This is a genomic window from Paenibacillus sp. 2RAB27 (assembly GCF_052115445.1).
In the GTDB taxonomy this organism is placed as follows: Bacteria; Bacillota; Bacilli; order Paenibacillales; family NBRC-103111; genus Paenibacillus_E.
The window spans coordinates 1-26,497 of record NZ_JBFRGR010000057.1; the positions used below are offsets into that span (position 1 = coordinate 1).

The following is a 26,497-nucleotide window of genomic DNA, read 5'->3' on the forward strand; positions in this document are numbered from 1 at the left end:
ATACAAGTCTTGCAGCGAGGTACCGAAGCTGACTACGACGCTTTTCGCGAAGTTCTCGGAAACCGCTCCTACGAAACGGGTAAGAATTGCGAGCTAAATTTACCGATTACCTATGTACAACCTATATTATAGAATAGCTAGGCAATCTTTACATAGCCTAAATATAATATTCGTTTCGGAACGTAAGTTTCGGTCTATACAAATGAAAAAAACCATGAATATTGTCATTCATGGTTTTCGTTATGCCTACAATTCGGGATTTGCCAGTCGATTTCTGTCATTTGGAGTCGATTCAGCGCGGTATTAACATTAGAAAAAGGCTTGCTGCCAAAGAATCCGCGATATGCTGATAACGGGCTTGGATGGGCCGATGCAATGATCACATGTCGGGTGGTGTCGATCAAAGATCGTTTGGCCTGTGCGTGGCTTCCCCATAGCAGGAAGATGACAGGCTTCTCTCGAGCACTTAACACTTGTATGATCTGATCCGTGAATCGTTCCCAACCCATTCCCTTATGCGAGTTAGGTAGTGCTTCACGAACGGTTAAAACCGTATTCAAGAGCAGAACGCCTTGTTCTGCCCATGCTTTTAAATAACCATGATCAGGCACCGTACAATCGAGATCAGATGCTAGTTCTTTGTACATATTTCTTAGCGAAGGAGGGATCGTAATTCCAGGCTTCACAGAGAAACTAAGTCCATGAGCTTGCCCTCTCCCATGATAAGGATCTTGTCCCAGTATCACAACCTTCGTATCCGCAAAAGAGGTCCATTCCAACGCACAAAACACTTCATCCTCTGGTGGATAAATTGTTTGCTGCGAATACTCTGCCTGCAGAAACTGTTCAAGTTCCTGATAATAAGGTGCTTGAAATTCGTCTGCCAAAACCGTCAACCAATCATTCGTTACCGATTTCACTCCTTAGTTCCCCCGTGCATTCATTCTGTACCGAGTGCGCCTGTAGCAACGTCCTTCAGCACAATCTTCCCCTCTGTTTCTGTTCCATCCTCTAAAACAAGCTTCAACTTCGTCGTTTTCCCTTTTTGAACAAGTGCTTGCACTTGTGTATCGGTTAAGCTTCGACCGAAGCTTTCCTTCCAAATAACGAAGGAGCAGCCTTCCTTATAATGCGAGCAGCCATAGCCCTTACGCCCCATAAAGAGGGAGCCGCCGCAGCCTGGTCTTGGACACATTGCAATGAACGTGCTAGCTCCATCCCCTGCTGGTTTCGCAGCAGGCGTTCGCTTCTTCGTAGGAGCTTTCGGTGCACCGTCCCCACGAGCCGTCGTCTTCATTGAAGCTGAGCCACGTTTGCTAGTTGCTTCCGGTGCATTCTCGGCTTCGAAATCCGTTTTCGAAGCTCTAGTTTGCTTGCGCACCTTATCGACAATCAGCGTCGCAAATCGCTTCACATTGTGCATAAACTGGTCGTCTGATGCTGTACCACGGGAAATTTCGTTCAATCTGCGCTCCCATTGCCCTGTCATCTCAGGTGACGTCAACAGTTCGATGCCCGCTCCGCGGATCAATTCAACAACCATTCTACCCTTCTGAGTCAAAATGATTTTCCTCCCCTGCATGTCGATATAGCCGACCTTCTTCAAGCGTTCGATCGTTGCTGCTCGTGTCGCAGGCGTGCCCAGACCGGAGTCCTTCATCGCATCGCGGAGCTCTTCATCCTCAATCTGCTTCCCTGCGCTCTCCATCGCCTTCAGCAAGGTGCCTTCGTTAAAATGCTTAGGCGGCTGCGTGTCTTTCTCCTTCACAATCGCATCTGTACACAGGATATCCCCATTCGCATCGATGGAGAAAGGCTCGTTGACTTCGACCTCTTCCTCGTCATCCGTGTCTTCCTTTTCTTTCCCTTTGGTCGCCTTCGCCTTTTCCTTCTTCTGATCAGCGTAAATGACCTTCCAGCCTAGCGATAACAATTCTTTGACGGTTGTCTTGAAAAGCTCTTGTTCCACTTCCGTCATGACCGTATGCACTTTGTAGGCAGCAGGCGGGTAAAATTGAGAGAGAAAACGTCTGACAATGAGATCATACAATTTCTGCTCATCCGGACTTAGTCCTGAAGCCTTCTTATTCGTAGGCAATATGGCGTGGTGATCTTCAACCTTGGTTGGATTACAAATAAATTTATTATTAATATGAACAAGATTGCGATTAGCGCCTTGAACAAGTTCGTGATAAGCCGTTCCTTGCAAGGCGTTTAGCGCCTTATGCATATCCGGAATATTTTGCTCCGTCACATAATTGGAATTCGTTCTTGGGTACGAAATCACCTTATGCTTCTCATACAAAGCTTGCGCTGTATCTAATGTTTTCTTCGCCGAAAAAGCATATTTCCCATTCGCCTCACGTTGGAGCAAGGTCAAATCATACAATTTGAATGGGAATTCTTTGGTTTCTTTTACCTCGTAGGACTGAATCCGGGCGGGCTTCCCCTTTACCTTCGCAGCAAGCGCAGCCGCCTTCTCACCATCCGTGAAACGTTCACCCTGCCACATGCCTCGGTATGGTGTTTCCCCTTGCGCGAAGTGACCCTCTAGCTCATAAAATTTGAGTGAGGAAAACGCCTCGATCTGCTTTTGGCGATCATAAATTAGCGCAAGCACCGGCGTTTGAACGCGTCCCACCGACAGCAACACATTATGTTTCGTCGTAAACGCACGTGATCCGTTCATGCCAATCAGCCAATCCGCTTCACTGCGAGAACGCGCGGCGCGCGTTAAGTTCTCATATTCGGCGCCATCCTTTAACGTTGCGAACCCGTTGCGAATCGTTTCCGATGTTAAATCGGAGATCCAAAGCCGCTTAACAGGCTGATTGAGCCCCAGGTGCCGCTGGATTAGGGAGAAAATGTGCTGCCCTTCTCGCCCGGCATCGCACGCATTAACCAGTTGATTGCATTTTTTCGCTAACTCCGCGATCACCTTGAGCTGATCATACGTACGCGGGTTAGGAATTAACTTAAATTCAGAAGGAATAATTGGAAGATGATTAATATTCCACTTTTTATATTTTTCGTCATAATGATCCGGTTCCGCCAGCTCAATCAAATGTCCGATTGCCCACGTGATGATATATTGCTCACCTTCTAGATGAGACCTCATATTTTTGGCCTTTGGTTCTATTGCGGCAGCTATGTTTCGCCCCATATCGGGTTTTTCCGCAATAATTAATGTCTTCAACCACAAATCGCTCCTATCATGTGATTCCCGAAGTCATTCTGGAAATCAGATTCTGTCGATTCAGTGTATCCCACTTTATTATCGCCTGCAATATCGATTGCGTGAATTATGACTTTTGGCATAAAAAACAAACCAGTTAACATCCGATTTCACAGATTCTGACGGGTTTGGACAGGTGCATTGAATTCAAAACTTGGGGTACGTTGAGTGCTCAGTGTTGACGCGCGGGATGCGGGTATGGGAGGCTGACATAGGAACTCACTGCTCGGATGTTGTTGGTGGAATTAGTAGGTTTGGACCGACCCTGCCTTACACATTAGCATTAACTGGAAAACATTATTTTCAAGATACTTCCTCAGAAATTTGAATTAATTGTAAAATATGTATGTAATATCTCCACTTTTATTCGAATTAGCTAAAATAGTTAAGATTAACTGTATGTTCTCCATCTATTCAGCATATGATCGAAAAACCCCTTAATTTAACTGTACAAAATACATTTATTCGCCTCTAGCATAATGTTAGTCGGGATCGATGTTCTCTCATTGCGTGGCGGATATCAATACCGCAAAAAAACCTCTCACTCCACTATACAAGTGGAATAAGAGGTTTACATGGATTTAGATTAAACCAACTTCCCATTCCAATAATAACTATCTTCCCGATATACCTTGAACGCAATCTCCACTTCAGATATTCCCAGTGACAAGATATGTTTAGTCAGGACTTCTGCATAGGCATCTCGAATTTCCTGCCCTCGCTCGAACCAGCCCACTTCAATAAATGGATACGTCGCACAAATTTCACCTTGGAAAATAGAGACGGTTGGCAAACATTCMAACATGAAATTGTCTATACCACAAGAACAGACAGCAGCTAATTCGGAAATCAGCACTGTGCTAATAGATTGAATTTGAGGAACACTAATCCCTCTTATAATCATATGAGGCATTCTCGAAAGCTCCTTTGCTTGCTGAAGCGGTTAAGCTCTCATTAATTTCTTTTATAGTTTGCAAGGAAACCCCTGTTTGATGGTAAATTTCAATAAGTGTCGCGCGTGGATTCGTCCGAACAAAATCCTTTACTTTATTCGAATCGTTCAAAACAAGCTGCGAGCAGCTTGTACATCTCTTTTCCCATTTCGTGAGGAAAACGCGCCCACATTTATCACAATTACAAAGTGACATCCTTACACTCCCCTAGAAACGTTGAATGACCTGCTCTTTAAGGTCATTCGTAATCTCAGGAGAATTTTCGGGGGTACATCATACATATTTTTTTCGCAATGTTTCCAATTCGTTTTCATTCTCCCAACCCAGCACAAAGGCCTCCCAACGTCTCTCTTCTGGAAAATCTACCAGATTGCCAAAGTGCCTCCCAATCGTAACATGCTGCGTTTGATGCGCTTTAAGTGCAGCCGCCTTAACGGGCCATTGCTTCTCGGTGTCAATTAGAATGTACGGTTGATGCCCTTGAGCACGCAGGAGCGGAGAAAAAGCATAGAACAATTTCCTTACACTTGGACAAGCACCACTTTGTACAGCCGCAGTAGTCGCTTTGGAGATCGCGATATGGTCACGATGTCCATTTCCGCCATCTTCTGCAAATGTGTAGACATTCTCCACTTCGTGACGCTGAATAAACGTGATAATTTGTTGCACGAGTGTCTCAAAATCAACTTCATCCAATTGACCGTCAGGCCAGCCTAAGTGCTCAATCGTTGAAATCCCTAGAATTTCAGCTGCTGCACGCATCTCTAGTTCTCGTAGTTCCGCTAATTCTTGCCGATTCTTCGCCCGCTCCAACCCCTGTCTACCAGCATCGCCACGTGTGGCTAGTAGTAAGACATTGTCTTCTCCAGCATCAGCTAGACGGCGAATGAGGCATCCGCTTAAGAATGTTTCATCATCAGGATGGGCATAGATAAACCCGTTTTGGGACCCCATTGCACGTCCACCTCATCTTTCATTTATGCTAAAACAGCCTCAATATCGGCGCTAATGTCCACAGGTTCTGTACGCGCACTGTATTGTTTAATCACATTTCCGTTCGCGTCAACTAAGAATTTCACGAAATTCCATTCAATGTCGCCTGTGCGATACGGCTCAGGTGTATGACTTAGCAAATACGTATACAACGGATGCGCATGCTCACCTTTTACATCAATTTTATCAAATAGAGGGAAAGTCACTTGGTAGTTAAGTTCGCAAAATGCTTGGATCTCTTCATTCGTCCCTGGCTCTTGACCAGCGAATTGATTACAAGGAAATCCGAGTACGACCAACCCTTTATCTTGGTATTGCTCATAAAGCGCTTGAAGCCCTTTATAATGCGGTGTAAGTCCGCAAGCACTAGCAACATTCACAATGAGAAGTGTCTTCCCTTTATACGCTGAAAGTGTTTGTGTTTCGCCTGAAATCGTTGTAACTGCAATATCATAAATAGACATGAATCCCTTCGCCTCCATTAATTAAAATGCATACTTCCTGAGTATACCATTCCTTTCCACAGAAGCCCAAATGATCACTAATGATTTTCCAGAATCACTTTCTATCTCCCGCTAGGTGTGTTATAGTGTTTACCTGTTTATGACAAATCAATAGACAACATCTGATCTTAGGAGGTAACTGATCTTGGACACAAAGACTCAAAGTGCCTATCAAGAAGAACTTCAAAGACTTGAACAAACGAATAAGGAAATCGATAAACAACTGGAACGCCTTAGAGCAACTCCTGTTTATTATGGTCCTGATTTAACGGAGCAAGCACTTGAAGTTTTGCGCGAGAACGGCAGGCACAATTTAACCAAAGCCATTGATGAGCCCTATTTCGGCCGCCTTGACTTCGAAGAAACAGGCACGGGTTCACCCTCACCGCTTTACATTGGTAAAGCCGGCGTGGAAGACGAACGAACAGGTCGACTTCTCGTCATTGATTGGCGTGCGCCAGTAGCAAGCCTCTTCTATTCCTTCACAGGCGGCTTAGACGCAGCTTCCTATGATTCGCCGGACGGTATAATTGACGGCTTAGTCTACTTGAAGCGAAACCTTGTTGTGCGCAAGCAAATTCTCCAGCGTGTTGTTGATACATATGACCGGAATGAAGACTCCCTCTCTGTCGGCGATGAGTTCTTGCTATACCGCTTAGGCGAAAATAAAGACAACAAACTGCGCGATATCGTCTCCACGATTCAAGCGGAGCAAGATCGGATTATCCGTGCAGCGAAGAATACCGCACTTATAATTCAAGGGGTCGCAGGAAGCGGTAAAACAACCGTAGCTCTGCACCGCCTCGCCTTCCTTCTCTATCAATACCGCGAACAAGTTCGGGCAGAGCGAATGATTATCTTCGCACCCAACTCCATGTTCTTGGACTATATCTCGGGTGTTCTGCCAGAGCTAGGTGTCGGCAATATACAACAGAGTACGTTTACCGATTGGGCGCTTGATGTACTCGATCATGAAGTGCAAATCGCCGATCAAGAGATCACATTACAACGTTGGTTTGCTCTCGGAAGCAAGCGACCTCCCGTCGATGACCAAGCGCCAGGACGCTTCAAAGGAGCTATCGCTTTCAAAAGCTACCTGGATGACTGTCTCAATCGTCTTGAAACCACCTACGTTCCTACTGCGGACTTCTCACCTTGGGATGGCGTCAAACTGCCCATTGCCACCATTCGCGAATGGTTCTTCGTCGAGAATAAGCATTATCCGATGATTAAGCGCCGTGAGCGCGTCGTTGCGCGTATCAAGCGATGGATGGAGATGCAGCTCGAGAAGGTTTGGGAGCAAAGCTTGAAAAAAGAGCTGAAGAAGAAATCCGCTCAGAAGCTGCGGACTTATTTGACAGGATGGCCTGAATATACGGCATTTACCTTCTATAAAATGCTGTTCACCGACAAAGGTCGATGGGACAGCCTGCCTGTAGAGCTGCTTCAGAACATGCCTGAGTCCATCGTAGCTGCATCAGCGAAGCTTTTCAAAAAGAAGGAAGTAGGGCTCGAGGATCTAGCTCCTCTCCTTTACATTCATACACGGCTTCATGGCATTTCGTCGGATCGGTTATTCGATCATGTTGTCATTGATGAGGCGCAAGACTTCTCACCATTCCAAGTCGCGGTGTTAGATGCGTACACACGCAACAGCTCATTCACGATTTTGGGTGATTTATCGCAAGGGATACATGCGTATCAGGGCATCCAGGACTGGAAGGAATTTTCCAGCTTGTTTCAAGAGGAAGAAACTGGGTATTTCGAACTGGAGCGGAGCTATCGTTCCACCATGGAAATCATCCAGTTTGCTAATTCGGTGCTCCAACGCGGCGTGAGTAATCCCTTACTTGCAGTGCCCGTCTTCCGCAGCGGAAATAAAGTTCGTGTGCTGCAGACTTCGCTCAAAGAACGGCTGCCGCTGGTGCAGAAGGCGATCACAAACTTACTAGCTGGCACTTCCAGCACAGTCGCTGTCGTCGCGCGCACGGAGAAACAAGCGCTAGAGCTGCACGAAGCTTTGACGCACGTGGGGATTGAGACGAATTTGATCACCTCCAAGCAACGCGTTTATCGCGGTGGCATCTCGGTGTTACCTGTTTATTTGACGAAGGGCTTAGAATTTGATGCTGTTATTCTCATGGACGTTACAGCGGAGCATTATGAAACAACCCTCATGGATGCCAAACTTCTCTATGTAGGCTGCACACGTGCCCTGCATGAACTATGGCTGCTTGTGACGGGAGACATTTCACCGTTAGTCACTGTGGATCAACCGGATATCACGACAACGGAATTTCCAGCGTAAATACCAAAAAAGACACCTACTCTCTGATCATTGGTCGATCGGGAGATAGGTGTCTTTTTTCACAACTTAGTAGGCGACTAGAACGCCACCTTCACCAGCATAGGTGCCAATCACAGTGCCCATATTGGAGAACAGTACATGGCGGAACGGATGTTTTTCTAAAAGCTGAGCCATGAATTCGCGCGCCCTCGACTCACAATTGCTATGTGCGATGGCTATCACATCCTTCTCGTAATCATGCTCCTTATCACCAAGAAACGAGAGTAATCGCTTCAAAGCTTGCTGCGAGCCGCGAATTTTCTCGACAACCTCAATCGCGCCTTCTTCACTTGCTTTCATGAGAAGTTTAATATTCAAGACAGAAGCCACTGCGCCGCGGACGCGATCGAGTCTTCCACCTTTTATGACATTTTCCAGCGTATCTAAGAAAAAGAAAGTCCCTGAGGTCGGTACCGCTTGCTGAATGGAAGCTGTCACCTCTTCATATGACATACCGCTTGCCGCCATCCGAGCTGCTCGGTACACAAGTACACCCAACCCTAGTGAAGTTGTCTTGGAATCGATGACTTCGATACGGCCAGTATAACCATCTTCCAGCAGCATTTCTTTCGCCATCACAGCGTGATGATACGTAGAGCTTAACGCCGATGACAGACACAGTACAAGAATATCTTGATCAGGACCACCCTTCTGGTACTCACTAAGGAAGTGCCCAGGTGATGGGCTTGAGGTTTTCGGCAACAGGCTCTCCCGCTTCATCTTCGCGTAGAAATCGGCTAGATCCATATCTGTTGGCATACACTCCTCGCCAAATTGAACCGATAAGGGAACGATCCCAACTCCTATTTCTTCTATCATGTTTCTCGGAAGATCGCAGCTGCTGTCCGTGATAATCTTGATTGTCGTCATGGCTGTCCACTCATTTCTTATTTTTTGGCGAAAACAATACCTAGCGTATGTGGTCCGCAGTGGCTCGAAACGACGCAACCGGTTTCCGAAAGAAATACGTTTTTCACATTGGTATGCAATTCAAATTGTTCTTTCACATAAGCCGCTTCATCATGAGCCTGCGCATGTGTGATGAACATGAAATCCGTATCCATGTCATCTTTGAATGCGAGTGCATTCTGTAGTAATTGATTCAAAGCTTTCTCACGTTTACCTCTGATTTTGTCCGTTAATTGCATTGCACCTTGGATGACTTGCACGATGGGTCTAATTTTCAAAAGACTTCCAAAGAAAGCCTGCACACTAGAACATCTGCCGCCTTTATGTAAATATTCCAAGGTATCAATGATGAAGGAAACTTCTATTTTATCAATGAACGATGTCACGATCGCTTGAATCTCTGATGGGCTTCGCCCTTCTAATGCAGCTTGCGCCGCCTTAACTACTAGTACGCCAATTCCAGTTGATAGGTTTCGAGAATCGATCACCCTAATTCTACCATCCGGGAAACTCTCAGCGGCAATCCTCGCATTCTGGATCGTCGACGATAGCTCAGAGGATAAACCGATGAAAACAATATCTTCATCCGCTTCGATGAACGGTGCAAAAGCGCGTTCAAAATCGCCAGGTGATGGCGCCGCTGTTTTGGGTAGTTTACCTGTATGCGCTACAAAATCAAACAACTGCTCTGCATGAATATCTACACGATCCAGATACGATTGATCCTCGAAAATAACATACAAGGGAACAACTTCGATCTGATACCGTTGCAGTAACTCCTCTGGTAAATCACTTGTACTGTCTGTAAAAATACGAACTTGAKCCATTCGATCCTACCACCTTATCTACCAGTTTACACTTATGATGAGAACGTCTATCACTACAGTTGTTTGTGTCTAGTATAATAGTACGATTCCCAAAGCTCAATCCTACAATTTCAGACATCATTCGCCAAAATTCGTAAATAAATCCCACGTGAACCATTTAAGAGTGGTTTCTTAATGAATATTAACAACGTTAATTCTGCTGCTGAGAAAAACGAAAGCTTCGCTGCCATGTCCGAACAAATAAATAAGCAATTTTTTTTTACAATCGAACCTCTGGTTTAGTTTGAATCCCTTTGACTATATCAAACAAAGGAACCTTTATCTTAAATCCCCCCCCTTCATCCGTCGAAGCTTTCTAACCGATAAAAGCTCAATTCAGATGATATATTAATGAAATCATTAAACTCGAAACACCTGCAATTCCACTTAAGCCGATCAAATTGCGAGACCCTCGGACACCACACGTTAGCGCACAAAATTTGTGCGCAAGATCAGTGAGGCCGCCAGACACCGCACGCTTGCGCACAAAATTTGTGCTAAATACCCACCGAAAATGAGTGGAGCACTAGCATGAAAAAATATCAGCATTAAGTCTAACCTTTCTCCTCACCAAGCATCACATTACGATCTTAAATTCTCAAAGCACTCGTGCTGCCAACCGCAGCACGCAGTGTTTTTTTTGCTAGAATCCGTAAATTGTCATGCCGCCATCTACAAACAGCGTTTGGCCTGTGACATAGTTCGCTGCATCGGAAGCCAGGAATACCGCTGGCCCGACTAGCTCCTCCAGCTCTCCAACACGACGCAGTGGCGTGCGTGCAATAATTTCCGCCAAATAATCCGGTTGATTCAAAATTTTCTCGGTCAACGGTGTTTTGAAATACCAGGGTCCGATGCCATTGACCAAAATGCCATATTTCCCCCACTCAAGAGCGAGCACCTTGGTCATTTGGATCATCGCAGCTTTGGTTGCAGCATAGACAACACCTGTGCGCAGCGCTACTTGCCCCGCTACGGATGCAATATTGATGATTCGTCCATATTCCCGCTGCTGCATGTGTCGACCGACGATCTGCGAGCACAAGAAAGCGGATTTTAAGTTTGTCTGCATGATGGTGTCCCATTCTTCGTCTGTAACGGCCAAAGCTTGACTACGGATATTCATGCCAGCATTATTAATAAGAATATCTATGCGATCTGTTTCCCTGATGATAGCCGAAACTGCTGCCTCAATTTGTTCACGATTCGTAACATCGACAGAAAACGGGTAGGCTTGTCTGCCTAAAGCGCGAATCTCACCCGCCACAGCTTCCAAATCCGAAGAAGTTCGAGCAAAGATCGCAACGTCAGCCCCCGCTTCTGCTAGGCCAATTGCGAGTGCTCGTCCAATACCTCTTCCGGCTCCGGTCACCAGAGCCACTTTATTATTCAATTGAAATGAGGGTAAATACATCGTTTCATCGTCCAATCTATATAGGGAGTCTTCCATGCTGTCAAAGAAAGAAGGGTTGTCTATGCAATATTCCATCAAAGAAGAGAAAGCCAATGCGATTACACACGGTATTGGTGTTGTACTCAGCATCGCAGCACTCGTCCTGCTCATCATGCAAGCCTGCGCTCAAGGAAATGCATGGCATATCGTTAGCTTTAGTATTTTTGGCACAGCGCTTGTTCTCTTGTATACATGTTCCACGCTGCTGCACAGTGTTACCGAATCGAAAATTAAGGATGTTTTCGAAGTGCTTGATCACTCGGCGATTTACGTGTTAATCGCAGGGAGTTATACGCCCTACCTACTCGTAACCTTACGAGGGCCATTGGGCTGGACATTTTTTGGTGTCATCTGGGGCTTAGCCCTCATTGGCATTGTGCTAAAGCTGTTTTACGTCAAAAAATTCGTACTCGTTTCAACCTTGTGCTATATCGTGATGGGTTGGTTGATTGTGATCGCGTTCAAGCCACTATACGCTCAGTTGCCGCTTGGCGGCATCGTCTGGCTAGTTGCAGGCGGCTTGTTCTACACACTAGGCTCGATATTTTATGTATGGAGGCGCATCCCGTATCACCATGCCATCTGGCACGTCTTCGTGCTAGCAGGCAGCGCCTGTCATTTCATTTCTGTATTCGGTTATGTGAGATAGCTTCATTTCACACAAACAACTGCTGTAGTTGCTGCAAAGAGACAGCTACCTCTAATTGGTTGGCCAATCGCTCGTAGCCGCGTTCATTTGGATGAATGGCATCCTCTGACAAAAATAGTGTCGCTTGACCTACGAATGCGTCGTACACCTGCACGATTTGAATATGCGGTTGCTCTAATTTACGCAGAAATAGATTAAAGCGCTGTACCCAATAAGCAGCATCTGGAATCTGCGGTAATGGATTATATAAACCAATTAAGGCCAGTATATACGGGGTTTGTATACCTTGCCGCAGTCTTTCAATTTGAGCGATCAATTTACGGTAGTTGGATTCGTACGTTTGTAAGGCTGTTTTGAGCACCGTATTATCGCCGTCATAAAAGAAAGGAATTGCCGCTTGAATGAGATCGTTTCCGCCAGCTGTAATGGTGATGAGAGTCGCTTCTTGAATATCCTTCTGAAGCTGCGGATCAGATTCGATAGTCTCCAGCAATTGCGCAGTCGTGGCACCATTAGTGCCCGCATGACGCAAGGAAACAGGCACATTCAGCAAATATTCCAACCTTTGTCGATACAGCGAAACGAAGCCTTGACCTTCCTCAGCACCATAACCAACGGTTAAAGAATCACCAAATGCCAAATATTGAATTCTTTTTTCCATCGCTATCCTCTCCTCTAAAGCGTGACGTATATTACTATATGCGCCACCGCCCAGTTTGGGAAGGGATACCTACAGGGGTTCATTCGTCGTTTTTTTTTGCACTTACATGGTGATTCACATACTTTTCAATTTGTTCCTTCTCTGCATAGGTGAATTGGAACTCACTATCACAACCTTCATCGTGCAAAACAATCTGTACAATCTCTCCCTCGATATTGCAAATCACAAGAATCGATGGATCTAATAAGCCTTCTGGAAGCTCTTCTCCCTCTTCCAACTKGATGCCTAAATAAACATCCCGCCACTGACCGCGGCTTTCCTCTTCAAGAAAACACAAGCTAAATCGGTGTTCCTCATGTTCGGCTCCATATTTCATCATGGTCGATCCCTCCAGTTTCTCCTGTTCATCAATGATCCTTTTATAACCTTTATGTCTTTGCATTTGGTAGTTCTCGCTTCTATATACTACAATGGAGTTAAGAACCATTCAACAAAGGAGCATACTCGCCTATGAAATCTATGATCGCACAAACCATAGAAAGCAATGCCGCAAGATTTAAAGACATCTCTCGCTTTATTGGGGCAAACCCCGAGCTTGGACATGAAGAATTCCTTGCATTTGCTCGATTAACCGAAGAACTAGCCTACCATGGCTTCGCAATTGAACGCGGTGTTCTAGATATCCCTACCGCTTTCATCGCGACTTATGACTCTGGCCAACCAGGTCCTGTCGTTGCGTTCATGGCTGAATACGATGCCCTTCCTGAGCTCGGTCACGCCTGTGGCCATCATCTGATCTGCATGATGAGTATCGGGGCTGCAATCGGCCTCAAATCCGTCATAGCCGAAACTGGCGGCAGCATACGCGTCTACGGAACGCCAGCCGAAGAAACGAAAGGCGCCAAAGTTCCAATGGCTGCTGCAGGGCTATTCAAAGACGTCGATATCGCACTCATGGCACACCCTTACTATACGCATGAAAAATCAGGGGAATCGCTCGCGATGGATGCGATCGAATATGAATTCTTTGGCCGCTCCGCACATGCTGCAGCACAACCTTATGAAGGCATTAATGCCCTTGACGCAGTTTTACAGCTCTTCAACAGCATCAATGCGCTGCGCCAACAGCTCAAGACAGATGCCCGTATTCACGGAATCATCAGCGAAGGCGGGAAAGCACCTAACATCATTCCCGATTATGCCGTTGCTAGATTTTACGTCCGCTCAGCTACACGTACGTACACGAATGAGCTCGTCCAGAAAGTCCTTCGCTGCGCAGAAGGCGCTGCACTTCAAACCGGCTGCACGCTGAAAACATCTTTCTACGAGTACTCTTACGATGAGCTCCGTACGAATGAAGCTTTGTCGAACGTGTTCACCGATCAATTGTTCGAGCTTGGCGTCCAACCGAAGGAAATCGAAATTGGCAAAGATCACGGTTCTCTAGATCTCGGCAATGTATCGACCCAGTGCCCCACCATTCACCCATTCGTGAAAGTCGTTCATGAGCGACATTTGCTTCATACCAAGGAATTCCGTGATCTCGCCATGACTGAACCAGCTTTAGACAGCATGCTCTTCACAGCCAAGGCTTTAGCCTATACGGCTTATGAAGTACTGTCCAAACCAGCTTTATTAGCTTCCATAAAAGAGGAATTTGCCGCTGCGAAATGACCGTTCTTCCGCTCTTCTAGCTGTGCTAGAATGGAGTAAAACATCATCATTCCTATCACACCGCTGAATGCAATCAATGAAGCCATAAGCCAAGAAGACAACATGCCGCCTAAGATAACGCCAAGACCACCTAGAAACGTAGCTCCTCTATATACCATGCCATATAAGGCCATATAGGAGCTGCGTGCATGGTCTGGTGCCAGGTTGCCAAGATACGCTTGCTTAATCGGAACATACATCAGTTCTCCAACGGTGGCAATCAACATCGACAGTAAAAGTAAACCAGGCTGATTGCTGTAAGCAAGATAGCTGTACCCCGCTATATAGCAGGTGTAGCCAATAAACAGGACTCGGCGATCAGAAAACCTTCGCATCAGGCTCCCCATAAAGACCGATAGAACAACCACGAGTACTGTATTCTCCGTTCGTATAAACCCTAACATTTTGAAGCCGTCAATTCGCCACGCATCACTTACCCATGGAAGGAAAGGCGAATCCACCAACTCTTTCCCTAAGCGAACAGCCACATAGTTCCCCAAATGGAACTCCACCGAAACCAACAATAAGGAAGCTATTGTAAAAATCAGAAACGTTTTATCTCGCAGAACCATACGGTAATTTGCCCAAATAGAAGGGCTTTTCTTCTTCGTTGTGCTAGGCTTCCCACTTGTAGGCGACTTATAATCATCCTGAATATAGACATAAGTAATAATTCCCGTTATCAAACCGATCACAGAGAGGGCAATAAATAGTTCAAATAGATACGATTTAAAGAAGAATGCACCCGCCATACCCGCGATGGCAAACGATAAATTATTCATCCAGTACATGATGGCATACATAAATTTACGTTCTTCTGGAGCGGTAACATCTAATAGCATTGCTTCATTGGCAGGTCCATGGATCCCCCAGAAAATGCTGACAATTATCATGAGCAGGAAGGTGAAGCCTGCAGACTCCAGCCATGGTGAGTTCACTGCCGCCATGAGAGCGAAACAGAGCATCCAGCCCATCTCCGCGGCGAGCATAAGCTTTTTCCGGCCAAATCGATCCGAGTAATAACCACCTATGATCCCTGCCACAACACCAGCCATAATGCCCAGAATAACAACCAATCCAGCCAGTGTGTCCCCTAATTTTCCMGAGAAATAAATCGACATAAAGGGAAGCACCATATTGTTCGCTGTACCCGATAGGAAGGATAGACCAATTCTTAATTTCACATTACGATGAAAATCCCGAAACCTCATGCTGTCTCTCCMCTTCTCTACAACTTTTKAAAATGGATCAATACTACTCTTTCAGTTGATTGACCATAGTTCAATTAATAAGAAAAAAGAAACCATTACGGTTTCTCATTACTACGTAAGAATAAGCCCACGCCAACCAATAGTAGACAACCAGCTAAAAGCTGCATCGTCGTAATCGTTTCACTCAGCAAAAAATACGCTAGAATAGATGCACCCAGCGGCTCTCCAAGCACGGTCATCGATACCGAAGAAGCTTTCATATATTTCAGCAGCCAGTTGAAGACATAATGACCGAAAATCGTGGAAACAAAGGCTAACAGGAAAAAGATGCCCCATTCTTTCCATGGATAGCCGGTAAACGATTCGCCTGAATAAACATTCGTCACCGCTAGTGTCAATCCCGCGAATAAGAAAACGAGAAAGCTGTATACATAAGCGGAAATGCGCTCCCGCAAGCTTTTGCCCAGTAACATATGAAACGCTACAGCGATCGTGCCAACGAAGGACAGCACATCTCCCTTGAGCGCTACTCCAGAAAATTGAAAGTCGCCCCATCCAATACAAATGGCTCCCACAATCGCGATACACATCGCAATCAATGAGGTACGGCTTGTCCGAACACCATAGAGCAGGAACGCACCAACGAGCACAAAAATCGGCTCAAGCGTCAAGATCGCAGTTGAACTAGCCACCGTCGTATATCGCAGCGAGTCCATCCAGAACAAAAAATGCAGGCCAAGCGCAATGCCTGATATGGCCGTGCGAAGCCAATCTTTCAATTTGATTCTCTTAAATTCATGGCGATAGGACCAGAGGAATGGCAGCATTAATACATTGGTCATCAATAATCGGTACATGGCAATGATGGAAGCAGAAGCATCGGACCATTTTACAAAAATGGAGGAAAAAGATATTGCGATGATGCCTATTAATAGGTAGATCGGGATCGGGATTTTCGTTTTATTCATTGCATTCATGGATAGGTAACTCCTTAGCTGAACGTTTCCGTCTTGTTGTCGTCAATAAGTATATAGGAGGATGTTTGGCTTGCCAATCTTTTTTTGACCATCGTTCATTTAATGGACAGCATGAAAAACCCTCCATTCCACCTACATCACGTAGACAAAACGAAGGGCCCAATGTGTGACCGTATTAGTCCAAAACCGCGGACATATGTTTGTTCGTCACTGACCAGTGCGAAGTATTCCAGATGGATTCTTTATCTTTGAAATAAAGAATTTGCGGGGACGCGTGCTTGATACCTAGGTCCTCTGCGATTTGATTCGATACCGGACGTGATTCAATTACTTTCACCAAGAAATAATCAACAGCCTCATTGTGTGTACCAGCCAAATATTGTTCATATTCATCAAGTGCGCTCGCACTTACTGGACAAGTCGTACTGTGCTTCAGAACGACAGCAGGCTTTTCGCTGGAACGATCAAGCACTTCCTGCCATTCCGTTAACGTCGTTAACTCTTTCCATGCAGACATGTTTCACATCTCCTTTCTCTACTCTCTCTTCAAAATTATAAGGTAACGAATTCGCTTATGCAACTAACTCGGTTCACTGAACTCCTACATACATTCCTATTAAATCCACCGGCCCCTCAACACCAAGCGATACCCAACCCATCAACACCTACTACACCAACCAAAACTGATCGAACAAATCAAATGACCGCCGCCATACGTCGGCGACACCGCGCGCCCCGTCCCAGACGGTCGGGCTACTGGAGCTCGTGGGAATTGCGGGATTTGGGGAATTGCGGGACTTTGGGGAATTGCGGGACTGGTGGTTGGTGCAATATTTGGTCTAGTAGGGTTTGTTGGATTTAATTGGGCTGGGGGGATGGCGGGATCTGGAGTGCTGAGTGGATGGGGATGGTCGAGCTAATTGGTCTATTGGAGTTGGTGGATGTGTAAGTAATGCTAGGCGTACTAGTTGTGACACAATTGTTGGTGTCTGCTGCTTGAATCTACCCTGAAACAAGTAATAACTGGAAATTGCACATCTATTTAGATGAAAAACCCCCGGAAACTCGAAATAGATGGAAAAATTGTAGGTAATTCTCTCGAAATTACCCAAATCGGCAAAGAAGCTTGAAATTAACTGCATAAAATCCAGCTATTCCGAATTTGATCTGAAATATCCAAGATTTAACTACATAAAATCCATTTATCTCACGAAAACAGCAGGGCACTATAAATTCCATCTACAGCTTCCTCAATACATCCCGCGTCAGCACCACTTTACACAAAATAAAAAACCCTAAGCGCCAATTGGCAGCCTCGGGTTCTATTGCCTTAAGATCTCACTTGCAAGAATTGACGGAAAAGAAATACCGCTTTCAGTTTCAGGAGATCATTTACTTTTTTGAAATCAACTTGCAGAAGATCACTGATTTTCTCCAACCGATACGTAACCGTATTGCGATGAATGAATAATTGCTTAGCCGCCTCGCTGACTTGACCATCATTCCGAATAAATACTTCAAGCGTACGAATCATCTCTTGGGAGTACTCCGGGTCCTTCTCTAAAAGAGGACGCAAGATCTTGGCGCAGTAATCCTCCATCATCGGAGACGACAAGTGCTGAAAGAGATGAGCGAATTCGATCGTTTCATAATGTACGACTCGATCTGGCAAACTGAGTTTCTCTGCCATTCTCCCCGTCTCGCCGCATTCCAGATACGCTTCGCGAAGCGCCGTTGGCTTCACCTTCAGTGCTGACGTGTAGAACACCATGGCATCTCGATCAGACGCATGACCAGCATCTCCTTCATATTTACTTAACAATTGGGATAGCTCCTCTTCTGGGAAACCATCTGCTTGTGTCGTCGAGTAAATCGAGAACATGTGATCCTTCAGAACAAAATGATGTCCACGCAAGTTACTGGATTTCGAATGAGACTCCATGTATTGTTTTAATTCTTTGAGCTTCTCATTCGTAGCATCTGGAATCAAGGACTCCTTCTTGCTCTTCGCAATCACACATTGGTAAGCACCTGTAAAGATGAATAATCCTCTGGACTCCGCTTGCTCCATAAACTCTTCAAGAGAAGTACCTTTATCCAAATAGCGGATCAAGTTATTCTGTAAATCTCGCTCAGCGGAAGCTTCCACATGGGATCTGAATGTATAACTCATATGAAAGGTCAAAATATCAGCGGCTTGTTGGAACAATCCTTCTTCAACGGTTGCTAGCAACATAACATCTGGAATAATTAACAAATGACCTAACGGTTCATCATCTTGTTGTTGCAATCCAACGCGATACGCTCTTTCTTTCCCTGCGTACACCCATCCAGACTTCCGTTTTTTCGGCCAATTCTGCGCAAGCTGATCTGAACTCCAGTTACTGGTATTATATAAAACTTGACCTCTCGCTCCTACAACCGCCATCGGATACCCCAAAATTTCACAGACGAGTTGAAACATCGAGAGCATATTGTCTTGCTTAAGTCCAAATTGCATCAGCTTCTTCTGCTTCTCAAGTACTGTTTGCAGCAGTTCGGTATTCCGCCGATATTCGGCGTTAAAAAGCGCATTCATTTGATCCGAAAATGTAAATTGAAAGGGCATTTCAATGATAGGAAAATGTAGTCGATCCGCTTCGTCCATGACAATTTGCGGCAGCTCCGTCCAAAATCTCCCGAGCTTAATCCCTAGACCTGCGGCTCCGCGGTCATTTAATTTGCGCAGGAGGTTCACGGTTTCTTGCGGGCTGTCTTTCATCGCGAAGGCTGTAGTAAACAGCATTTCACCTGATTTCGTCCAATCTGCAATATCAGGCGCGTCCATGACATTGACTGATTTAACAATTCGGGACTCCCCTTGTTTGCCGGCGACTAGCTTTGCTTCCGTTAAAGGATAAATGGCCAACGCTTCACGAATGGTAAGATGCATCGTGCTTCCCCCCTATGCCTTTTAATCGATTATAGGATGACCGTATGTAATCAGTCAATGCATTTACGTAAGAATACATGACATCAATTAAATAATTATGAAATTTTCATGAAAATTATTAATTTAATGTTATGTTACATGACACAATATAACGGAAAGAACCTTCATGACCACTATCCTGGTGGTTATGAAGGCCCCATTAATCGAAGCATTCGACTAAATCACACGAAACGTTCCTGTCCCCATCGTCCCCAAATTACCTTCACTGTCTTCAACTCGGCCTTGTGCGGTAATCATTTTACGTGATTGATGGACAAGTTCTGCTGTCACGAGCAGTCTACCTGCATATAACGGAGACACAAAATGCACATTCAAATTCGTCGTCACAACCTTCTCCTCCGGTCGTGCAATCATGGCAATAATGCCCATCGCAGTATCTAACAAAGATGATGTTACGCCGCCATGAACCATGCCGATCGGATTCAAATGATTCGGCTTTGCATCCAACGCAATTGTGATAACACCGTCCTTATAAGCTACAAATTCACAACCCAGAAACCCCCAGAAGGTGGGCTCCGCTGCTGCTGCGAGTTGCTGCAACCTTCGAATTATACGATCATTTCCATCATCCATTGGACTCCCTCCTTCTTTGTAAGGGCTGCCCCTAAAGATGAAAGCAAACACACTTACTGCTTGACTTCTTCTTCTAGTAATTGCCGCCGGAGCACCTTTCCAATCATCGTTTTCGGCAAAGACTGCCTGAATTCAACTTTACGCGGGACCTTATAAGCCGCTAATCGTTCCCTGCACCAGACGTCTAAATCCTTTTCCGATAGCGTCATACCTTCTCTTAGCACGATAAAAGCTTTCACAGTTTCCCCACGGTATTCATCAGGAACACCTGCGACAGCCGCTTCCAGAATCGCTGGATGCTCGTAGAGCACTTCTTCAATATCACGCGGATAAATATTAAATCCTCCTGCAATAATTAAATCCTTTTTCCGGTCAACGATCGAAAAGAAACCATCCTCATCCATGCGTCCCATATCCCCGGTATATAACCAGCCGTCTTTGATCGTCTTCGCCGTTTCTTCCTCACGTTTCCAATAGCCTTTCATGATTTGAGGACCTTTAATAATAATTTCACCGATTTCACCAACCGGCATTTCCTCGCCAGAGTCAGAATCCACCACTTTCGTTACTGTATCCGGAAAAGGAATACCGATGGACATGATTTTACGAAATCCCCAGATCGGATTCGCATGCGTAACGGGAGAAGCCTCCGTGAGTCCATACCCTTCAATTAATCTACCTCCGGTCAATGMTTCAAATCGCTCTTGAACCTCCAAAGGCAGTGGCGCTGAACCGCTTACACAAACATTGATCGAAGAAATATCAACTTCCTTCACCCGTTTATGATTGATTAACGCTACATACATCGTAGGTGCACCTGGGAAAATGGTAGGCTTTAATTTGTGAATGGTATCGAGAATCATATCAATATCGAACTTTGGAATAAGGATTAGCATCCCTGCTCGATACATGGATTGATTCAGTAGAACCGTTAAACCAAAGACATGGAAACAAGGAATGGCACCTAAGAAACGATCTCCGCCAGGCTGAACTTGATAGCACCAATGACTCGTCTGATACGTATTTGCGATTAAATTAGAGTGCGTTAGCATCACACCTTTGGATAACCCCGTCGTTCCACCGGTGTACTGAAGCAAAGCGATGTCGTTATCTGCGTTGACGTCCACACAAATAGGCGCAGCCGATGCTGCTCGCATTAATTTCTTAAATGCATACACGCCATCACCATAGGTAACATCGAGCTTGGCGCCATCCTTTTTCATTTTAATCGGATATAAAAGGTTCTTAGGAAACGGTAAGTAGTCCTTAATCGAGGTCACGATAACATGGCGCAGAAATGTCCGCGATTTCGCCTTCTGTACGCGATCGAATAGCAGATCCAATGTCACAATTACGACAGCTTCCGAATCAGAGAGCTGATGAATCAGCTCTCTCTCCACATAAAGCGGATTCGTCATCACGACAATTCCGCCCATCATCAACGTGCCGAAGTACGCGATGATAGCCGAAGGACAATTCGGCAGCATAATCGACACCCGTTCCCCTGGACGTACCCCGAGATCCATTAACACGTGAGCAAATTGATAAGACGCATGAAGCAATTCGCGATACGATAGCTTTTTCCCCAAGAAATACAAGGCCGGCCGTTCGGGAAATTGATGTGCAGAATCAACCAACAGACGTGCTAGATTATGTTTCGGGTACTCGTAAGTCGGCGCCACTTCCGCTGGATAATGACGCAGCCAAGGCTTTGTCTCCCTCATACAAAACCATCCCCTTCAGGTTCTTGACATCGATACTCATCCGATGAATTTCTCACCCTGAATTACACGTGCGGCGATGTCGCGCTTCAATCCCACCGTATTGACACTACTGCGTCTAGACAGCTTCTTGAGTATGGAAAGTTGAGTCCGCAGCACATCTCCTTCTTCCATCGTACTGAGCGCTTCTTTCGCATATGCCTCAATTTTGTCAAAAGCCTCATGAATAAATACCGTCGTAAGCTGAATGGCATTGGTCGCCTTCGTTTCACCTAGCTTATGAATGAGCTTCTGGGTCCGTAACAATCCGCTTTCGGCTGCAAAAATTTGAATCATAATATCCGCAAGGTTGCTCAAAACTTCCTGGTTTTTCTCAAGCGCCATGCCATATTTCTGTACAGCAAGCCCGCCAACCATGAGGAATACCTTTTTCGCCATACCTACCAAATGAGCTTCCTCTGCCAAGGTACCTTCAAACGTTTGGCCTGGCATGTAGGAAAGCAACTCACTTTGCAGTTCTTGTGCCTTTTGCAGCAAAGGTAGTTCGCCTTTCATCGCTTTCTTCACTAAGGTACCCGGGATGAGCAAGCGATTAATTTCATTCGTCCCTTCAAAAATGCGATTAATCCGCGAGTCGCGATAGATCCGCTCTACTTTATATTCTTGAATAAACCCGTAACCACCGTGAATTTGTAATCCTTCATCCGCAACAAAGTCAAGAACTTCCGAAGCGAAAACCTTATTAATGGAGCATTCGAGCGCGTATTCCGATATGCCTTTTGCCGATATTTTGCCTGCATCAGGACTGGAATGGTCGATATCCCTGAGGATCGTATCAAATAAGCCTGTTGTCCGATACACCATGCTTTCTAAGATATACGTTTGAATGTTCATTTCAGCTAATTTTTTACCAATTAATGGGAACCTTGAAATCGGCGTCTGGAACTGTTGACGCGTATTCGCATATTTCACAGCAAGCTCAATCGTTTCCTTAGACGCACCTAGACAACCCACAGCTAACTTGTAACGGCCGATATTCAGAATGTTAAAAGCGATCAGATGACCTTTGCCGATTTCTCCGAGCAGATTTTCTACAGGCACTTTCACATCCTCAAAAAATAAGGGACGCGTAGATGAGCCTTTGATCCCCATCTTCTTTTCTTCAGGTCCCATCGTGAAGCCTGGATCGCCTTTTTCCACGATAAAAGCGGTAAAGTCCGTGCCATTGATCTTCGCATAAACGATGAAAATATCAGCAAAACCCGCGTTGGTAATATAGAGTTTGGACCCGTTTAAAAGGTAGTGCTTTCCATCGTCAGAAAGGCGGGCTGTGGTTTTGGCACCAAGCGCATCGGACCCCGAAGTCGGCTCTGTTAAGCAGTAGGCGGCTATTTTGGCGCCTGTTGCGAGGTCTGGTAAATATTTCTTCTTCTGTTCTGTGGTTCCAAAGAAGACAATTGGCAGCGTTCCGATGCCCACATGCGCCCCGATGGATAAAGCAAAAGAGGATGCACGCGCTAAATTTTCGCTGATGATGGTGGAACTGACCTTATCCAAGCCAAGTCCACCGTAAATTTCGGGTACATCGGCTCCTAATAAGCCAAGATCCCCGGCGCTTCTCATGAGTTTCACTGTTAAGTCATAATCCAGCTTCTCCAAATGCTCATCATTCGGCATGACTTCCCCGTTCACGTAGTCACGCGTTGTTTCAGCAATCATGCGATGTTCTTCCGTGAAATCCTCAGGGGTTACGATGGAATGAAAATCAAGATCCGATATAACAAAACTACCGCCAACGACTTTGTTCGTCATGAGTCAACTCTCCTTATGATTTGGAATGATGATAATGAACACATATAACATGAGTGGCCGCCTTACTCTGCTGCATACACTTGAAACACGCCAGCCGCTCCCATACCGCCGCCGATACACATCGACACGACGCCGTACCCGCCGCCTCGCCGTTGCAGCTCGTAGATCAAACTAGTTGAAAGCTTTGCTCCCGTGCATCCAAGCGGATGACCTAAGGCAATGGCACCGCCATTGACATTCACTTTCTCTTCATCTATCCCAAGCTCACGCACGATATGAACGCACTGTGAAGCAAAGGCCTCATTAATCTCAAAGAGATCGACTTGATCTTGGGAAATACCMGCCATCTTCAGCGCTTTCGGAATGGCTTTGACAGGGCCAACCCCCATAATTTTCGGCTCCACACCGGAAAGTGCGAAGGACAGGAACGTCGCCATGGGCTTCAGCCCGAGTGCTTCCGCGCGCTCTCGGCTCATCARCACGGCCGCCGCTGCGCCGTCCGACGTCTGTGACGCATTGCCCGCCGTCACAGTGCCCCCCAAGCTGAACGCAGGCTTCAGCTTGCTAAGCCCTTCCACGGATGTATCGGGGCGAACGCCCTCATCCGTGGCGAACACGTACTCGCGAACGTAGGCTTTGCCTCGTTCGTCTACGCCCTTCACGCTCGTGCTCACCGGCACGATCTCATCCGTGAAGCGGCCGGCCGCGATGGCCGCCGCCGCTTTCTGATGGCTGCGCGTCGCGAAGCCATCCTGCGCCTCGCGCGAGATGCCGAACCGCTGCGCGACGGCTTCGGCCGTATGCCCCATGCCCATGTACACCTCGGGCATGGTCTCGACCAGCCGCGGATGCGGCGAGAGCTTGAAGCCCGTCATCGGGACGTGGCTCATGCTCTCCACGCCTCCGGCGATGATCACCTCGGCGTGGCCGAGCATGATGCGCTCCGCCGCATAAGCGATGGCTTGCAAGCCGGAGGAACAGAAACGATTGACCGTGATCGCCGGCACGGTCACAGGAAAGCCCGCATACAGCGACATCGTGCGGGCGAAGTTCAGCCCTTGCTCGCCTTCGGGCATCGCGCACCCGATAATGATGTCCTCGACATCACCTTTGTCGAGACCAGGCACTCGCCGTACTGCTTCTTCGAGTACGGCTTTGCCTAGATCTTCCGCGCGTGTTTGCGCGAAACTGCCTTTTTTCGCACGCCCTACGGCGGTGCGAGTTATGGATACAATGACGGCTTCCTTCATCGAGCTCACCTCATTAGGTATAGTTGGGTATTCAATTAAGCGAAACTCATGCATTTCTTGCGGTACAACGTATACTCTCAGCCTCTCTCTCGTCCCGAAAGGGAACGAGAGTACGCTATTTCAGGCGAAATCTGCTCATTTTGACGCGATAGGGATCGTAGGTACGCTAATTAATCGAAATGATGGCCAAATTCTCGCTTTTTGAACAAATAGTTCACCCACGTTCCCTTTCTCCAAGAAATGGGATTAAAAGGAATAAATAGCGTCTCTACGTTCCCCTTCGGAGTTATGCGTTAGAGATAAGTCACCTTAAATATGCTAATTCCTCAAAGCCTTCCCCTTCGATAGCATAAACTGCATCCGCTGCTGCGTCTTGATCTCACCACATAAGCTCAAAAACGCCTCGCGCTCCAAATCCAGCATATATTGCTCCGTCACCAACGTCCCCGCAGGTACATTCCCACCCGCTAACACATGCGCCAGTTTATTAGCAATCAATTGGTCATGCGTACTAATGTAGCCGCCTTTCAGCATCGTGTACGCACCGACCTGCATAACCGCCTTCCCGTTCTCGCCCACGACACGTATTTTCTCAATCGCTGGAGGTGCATATCCTGCTGCGTCCATCCTTAGAACAGCTTGCTTCGCTTCATAAATCCGATGATCCGGATTGACGACTACGGAATCTTGCGCTCGCATATACCCTAGACGTTTCGTATCATAGCCGCTCGTCGACACCTTCGCCATCGCCACTGTCTCGAACGCTGCATTAATCCATGGCTGTAAATCGACCTCAGGGTCTCTCACTTGTTGACTGGCCAGCAACGCTAACTCTTTGCAGCCGCCTCCCGCAGGAATGAGTCCAACACCTGTTTCAACGAGTCCGTAATACGTCTCCGCCGAGAAAATCGTTTGATCCGCTGGCATGCAGGCCTCTACGCCGCCACCGAGCGTCATTTTATGKGGAGCAGCGACAACCGGTTTATCCAGTCTTTTCAGCTTCAGCATCGCGTTCTGGAATAATCGAATGATCCCATCCACTTCATCCCATTCGCCGTCCTGAGCTTCCATCAACAGGAGCATCAGATTCGCGCCAACACAGAAATTTTTACCCTCATTGGCTACAACTAGCCCCCGATAGTTACTACGTACCTCATCAACACTTTGCTGAATCATCGTGAGAATATCGGCCCCGATTGCATTATTCGGAGAGTTGAACTCCAGGCAAGCAACGTCATCACCAATATCGATTAAACTAGCTCCGCTATTCGAGCGAATGACTTTGTTTTGCTGCTTGAGAGACGCCAGCGAAATGATTTCTGACCGTGATTCCACCTCGCCAAGCTCCTGGTTCAAGATTGCAAAGGTTCGACCCTCTTTCCGCTCATAGAAACTGTCATGACCCGCATCCATCCACGCTTTTACCCACTCAGGCACGCTACTGCCTTCCGCTTCCATGCGTTCCACAGAACGCTTCAACCCAATTGCGTCCCATGTTTCAAAAGGACCCAACTCCCAATTAAATCCCCACTTKAGCGCATTATCGATATCAACAATGTTATCCGCGATTTCGTCGAGCTTCTCCGCAGCGTACAACAAAACTGGCTTCAAAATGTTCCACGCCAACTCCGAATACCGATCCTTCGTACCGAGTAAGGCTTTCAGTTTCCCAACTGTCC

The 26,497-nt window shown here is 46.4% G+C and carries 22 protein-coding genes; 3 read left to right on the plus strand and 19 right to left on the minus strand.

Annotation, left to right across the window (positions count from 1 at the left end):
* Nucleotides 1-224 precede the first annotated feature (224 nt).
* From AB4114_RS33965 to AB4114_RS33985, 5 genes are all read right to left on the minus strand, one after another.
* Entirely contained in the window at nt 225-920 is a 696-nt protein-coding gene (locus AB4114_RS33965; RefSeq protein ID WP_441992382.1) for a uracil-DNA glycosylase, read from the minus strand.
* 20 nt (nt 921-940) lie between these two features.
* The gene (locus AB4114_RS33970) at nt 941-3,196 is read right to left on the minus strand and encodes a DNA topoisomerase 3 (RefSeq protein WP_441992383.1); all 2,256 of its coding nucleotides are present in this window, start codon (nt 3,194-3,196) and stop codon (nt 941-943) included.
* Nucleotides 3,197-3,821: 625 nt separating this feature from the next.
* Nucleotides 3,822-4,148 (minus strand): DUF1904 family protein, encoded by a 327-nt coding sequence (locus AB4114_RS33975; RefSeq protein ID WP_441992384.1) that lies wholly within the window; start codon nt 4,146-4,148, stop codon nt 3,822-3,824.
* A 313-nt stretch (nt 4,149-4,461) separates the two neighbouring features.
* Nucleotides 4,462-5,142, minus strand: a complete 681-nt coding sequence (locus tag AB4114_RS33980) for a PIG-L deacetylase family protein (protein ID WP_441992385.1) — start codon at nt 5,140-5,142, stop codon at nt 4,462-4,464.
* Nucleotides 5,143-5,165: 23 nt separating this feature from the next.
* Complete coding sequence (locus AB4114_RS33985; protein WP_441992386.1) at nt 5,166-5,645, minus strand: glutathione peroxidase; 480 nt, start codon at nt 5,643-5,645, stop codon at nt 5,166-5,168.
* Between the two features lie 184 nt (nt 5,646-5,829).
* Between AB4114_RS33985 and AB4114_RS33990 the strand changes: the two genes are divergently transcribed.
* Nucleotides 5,830-7,992, plus strand: coding sequence for a HelD family protein (locus tag AB4114_RS33990; protein ID WP_441992387.1), 2,163 nt, complete (start codon nt 5,830-5,832; stop codon nt 7,990-7,992).
* Nucleotides 7,993-8,058: 66 nt separating this feature from the next.
* Here AB4114_RS33990 and AB4114_RS33995 read toward each other — a convergent pair whose 3' ends face one another.
* From AB4114_RS33995 to AB4114_RS34005, 3 genes are all read right to left on the minus strand, one after another.
* Nucleotides 8,059-8,901: a DegV family protein gene (locus AB4114_RS33995; protein ID WP_441992388.1), complete on the minus strand. Its 843-nt coding sequence runs from the start codon at nt 8,899-8,901 to the stop codon at nt 8,059-8,061.
* A 17-nt stretch (nt 8,902-8,918) separates the two neighbouring features.
* Nucleotides 8,919-9,767, minus strand: coding sequence for a DegV family protein (locus tag AB4114_RS34000; protein ID WP_441992389.1), 849 nt, complete (start codon nt 9,765-9,767; stop codon nt 8,919-8,921).
* A 682-nt stretch (nt 9,768-10,449) separates the two neighbouring features.
* Entirely contained in the window at nt 10,450-11,220 is a 771-nt protein-coding gene (locus tag AB4114_RS34005) for an SDR family NAD(P)-dependent oxidoreductase (protein ID WP_441992390.1), read from the minus strand.
* A gap of 34 nt (nt 11,221-11,254) precedes the next feature.
* Between AB4114_RS34005 and trhA the strand changes: the two genes are divergently transcribed.
* A complete protein-coding gene (gene trhA, locus AB4114_RS34010) occupies nt 11,255-11,908 on the plus strand; it encodes a PAQR family membrane homeostasis protein TrhA (RefSeq protein ID WP_441992391.1) in 654 nt (217 codons plus the stop codon).
* A 7-nt stretch (nt 11,909-11,915) separates the two neighbouring features.
* On the opposite strand, the gene AB4114_RS34015 is transcribed toward trhA, so the two are convergent.
* A complete protein-coding gene (locus AB4114_RS34015) occupies nt 11,916-12,569 on the minus strand; it encodes a GDSL-type esterase/lipase family protein (RefSeq protein WP_441992392.1) in 654 nt (217 codons plus the stop codon).
* Between the two features lie 79 nt (nt 12,570-12,648).
* The gene (locus tag AB4114_RS34020) at nt 12,649-12,948 is read right to left on the minus strand and encodes a hypothetical protein (protein ID WP_441992393.1); all 300 of its coding nucleotides are present in this window, start codon (nt 12,946-12,948) and stop codon (nt 12,649-12,651) included.
* A gap of 131 nt (nt 12,949-13,079) precedes the next feature.
* On the opposite strand from AB4114_RS34020, the gene AB4114_RS34025 reads away from it, so the two are divergent.
* Entirely contained in the window at nt 13,080-14,243 is a 1,164-nt protein-coding gene (locus AB4114_RS34025; RefSeq protein WP_441992394.1) for a M20 family metallopeptidase, read from the plus strand.
* Here AB4114_RS34025 and AB4114_RS34030 read toward each other — a convergent pair.
* From AB4114_RS34030 to AB4114_RS34070, 9 genes are all read right to left on the minus strand, one after another.
* Entirely contained in the window at nt 14,177-15,493 is a 1,317-nt protein-coding gene (locus AB4114_RS34030; RefSeq protein ID WP_441992395.1) for an MDR family MFS transporter, read from the minus strand. The genes AB4114_RS34025 and AB4114_RS34030 overlap by 67 nt on opposite strands.
* Nucleotides 15,494-15,588: 95 nt before the next feature.
* The gene (locus tag AB4114_RS34035; RefSeq protein WP_441992396.1) at nt 15,589-16,470 is read right to left on the minus strand and encodes a DMT family transporter; all 882 of its coding nucleotides are present in this window, start codon (nt 16,468-16,470) and stop codon (nt 15,589-15,591) included.
* 175 nt (nt 16,471-16,645) lie between these two features.
* Nucleotides 16,646-16,987, minus strand: a complete 342-nt coding sequence (ytxJ, locus tag AB4114_RS34040) for a bacillithiol system redox-active protein YtxJ (RefSeq protein ID WP_441992397.1) — start codon at nt 16,985-16,987, stop codon at nt 16,646-16,648.
* A gap of 813 nt (nt 16,988-17,800) precedes the next feature.
* Entirely contained in the window at nt 17,801-19,402 is a 1,602-nt protein-coding gene (locus tag AB4114_RS34045; protein ID WP_441992398.1) for a PucR family transcriptional regulator, read from the minus strand.
* 216 nt (nt 19,403-19,618) lie between these two features.
* On the minus strand, nt 19,619-20,035 hold the full coding sequence (locus AB4114_RS34050; RefSeq protein WP_441992399.1) for a PaaI family thioesterase: 417 nt from the start codon (nt 20,033-20,035) through the stop codon (nt 19,619-19,621).
* Between the two features lie 53 nt (nt 20,036-20,088).
* Nucleotides 20,089-21,759: a long-chain-fatty-acid--CoA ligase gene (locus tag AB4114_RS34055; protein ID WP_441992400.1), complete on the minus strand. Its 1,671-nt coding sequence runs from the start codon at nt 21,757-21,759 to the stop codon at nt 20,089-20,091.
* 36 nt (nt 21,760-21,795) lie between these two features.
* Nucleotides 21,796-23,568 (minus strand): acyl-CoA dehydrogenase family protein, encoded by a 1,773-nt coding sequence (locus tag AB4114_RS34060; protein ID WP_441992401.1) that lies wholly within the window; start codon nt 23,566-23,568, stop codon nt 21,796-21,798.
* A gap of 62 nt (nt 23,569-23,630) precedes the next feature.
* Complete coding sequence (locus AB4114_RS34065; RefSeq protein ID WP_441992402.1) at nt 23,631-24,818, minus strand: acetyl-CoA C-acyltransferase; 1,188 nt, start codon at nt 24,816-24,818, stop codon at nt 23,631-23,633.
* Between the two features lie 318 nt (nt 24,819-25,136).
* Nucleotides 25,137-26,497: enoyl-CoA hydratase-related protein (locus AB4114_RS34070; RefSeq protein ID WP_441992403.1), on the minus strand; the 1,361-nt coding region annotated here is incomplete at its 5' end.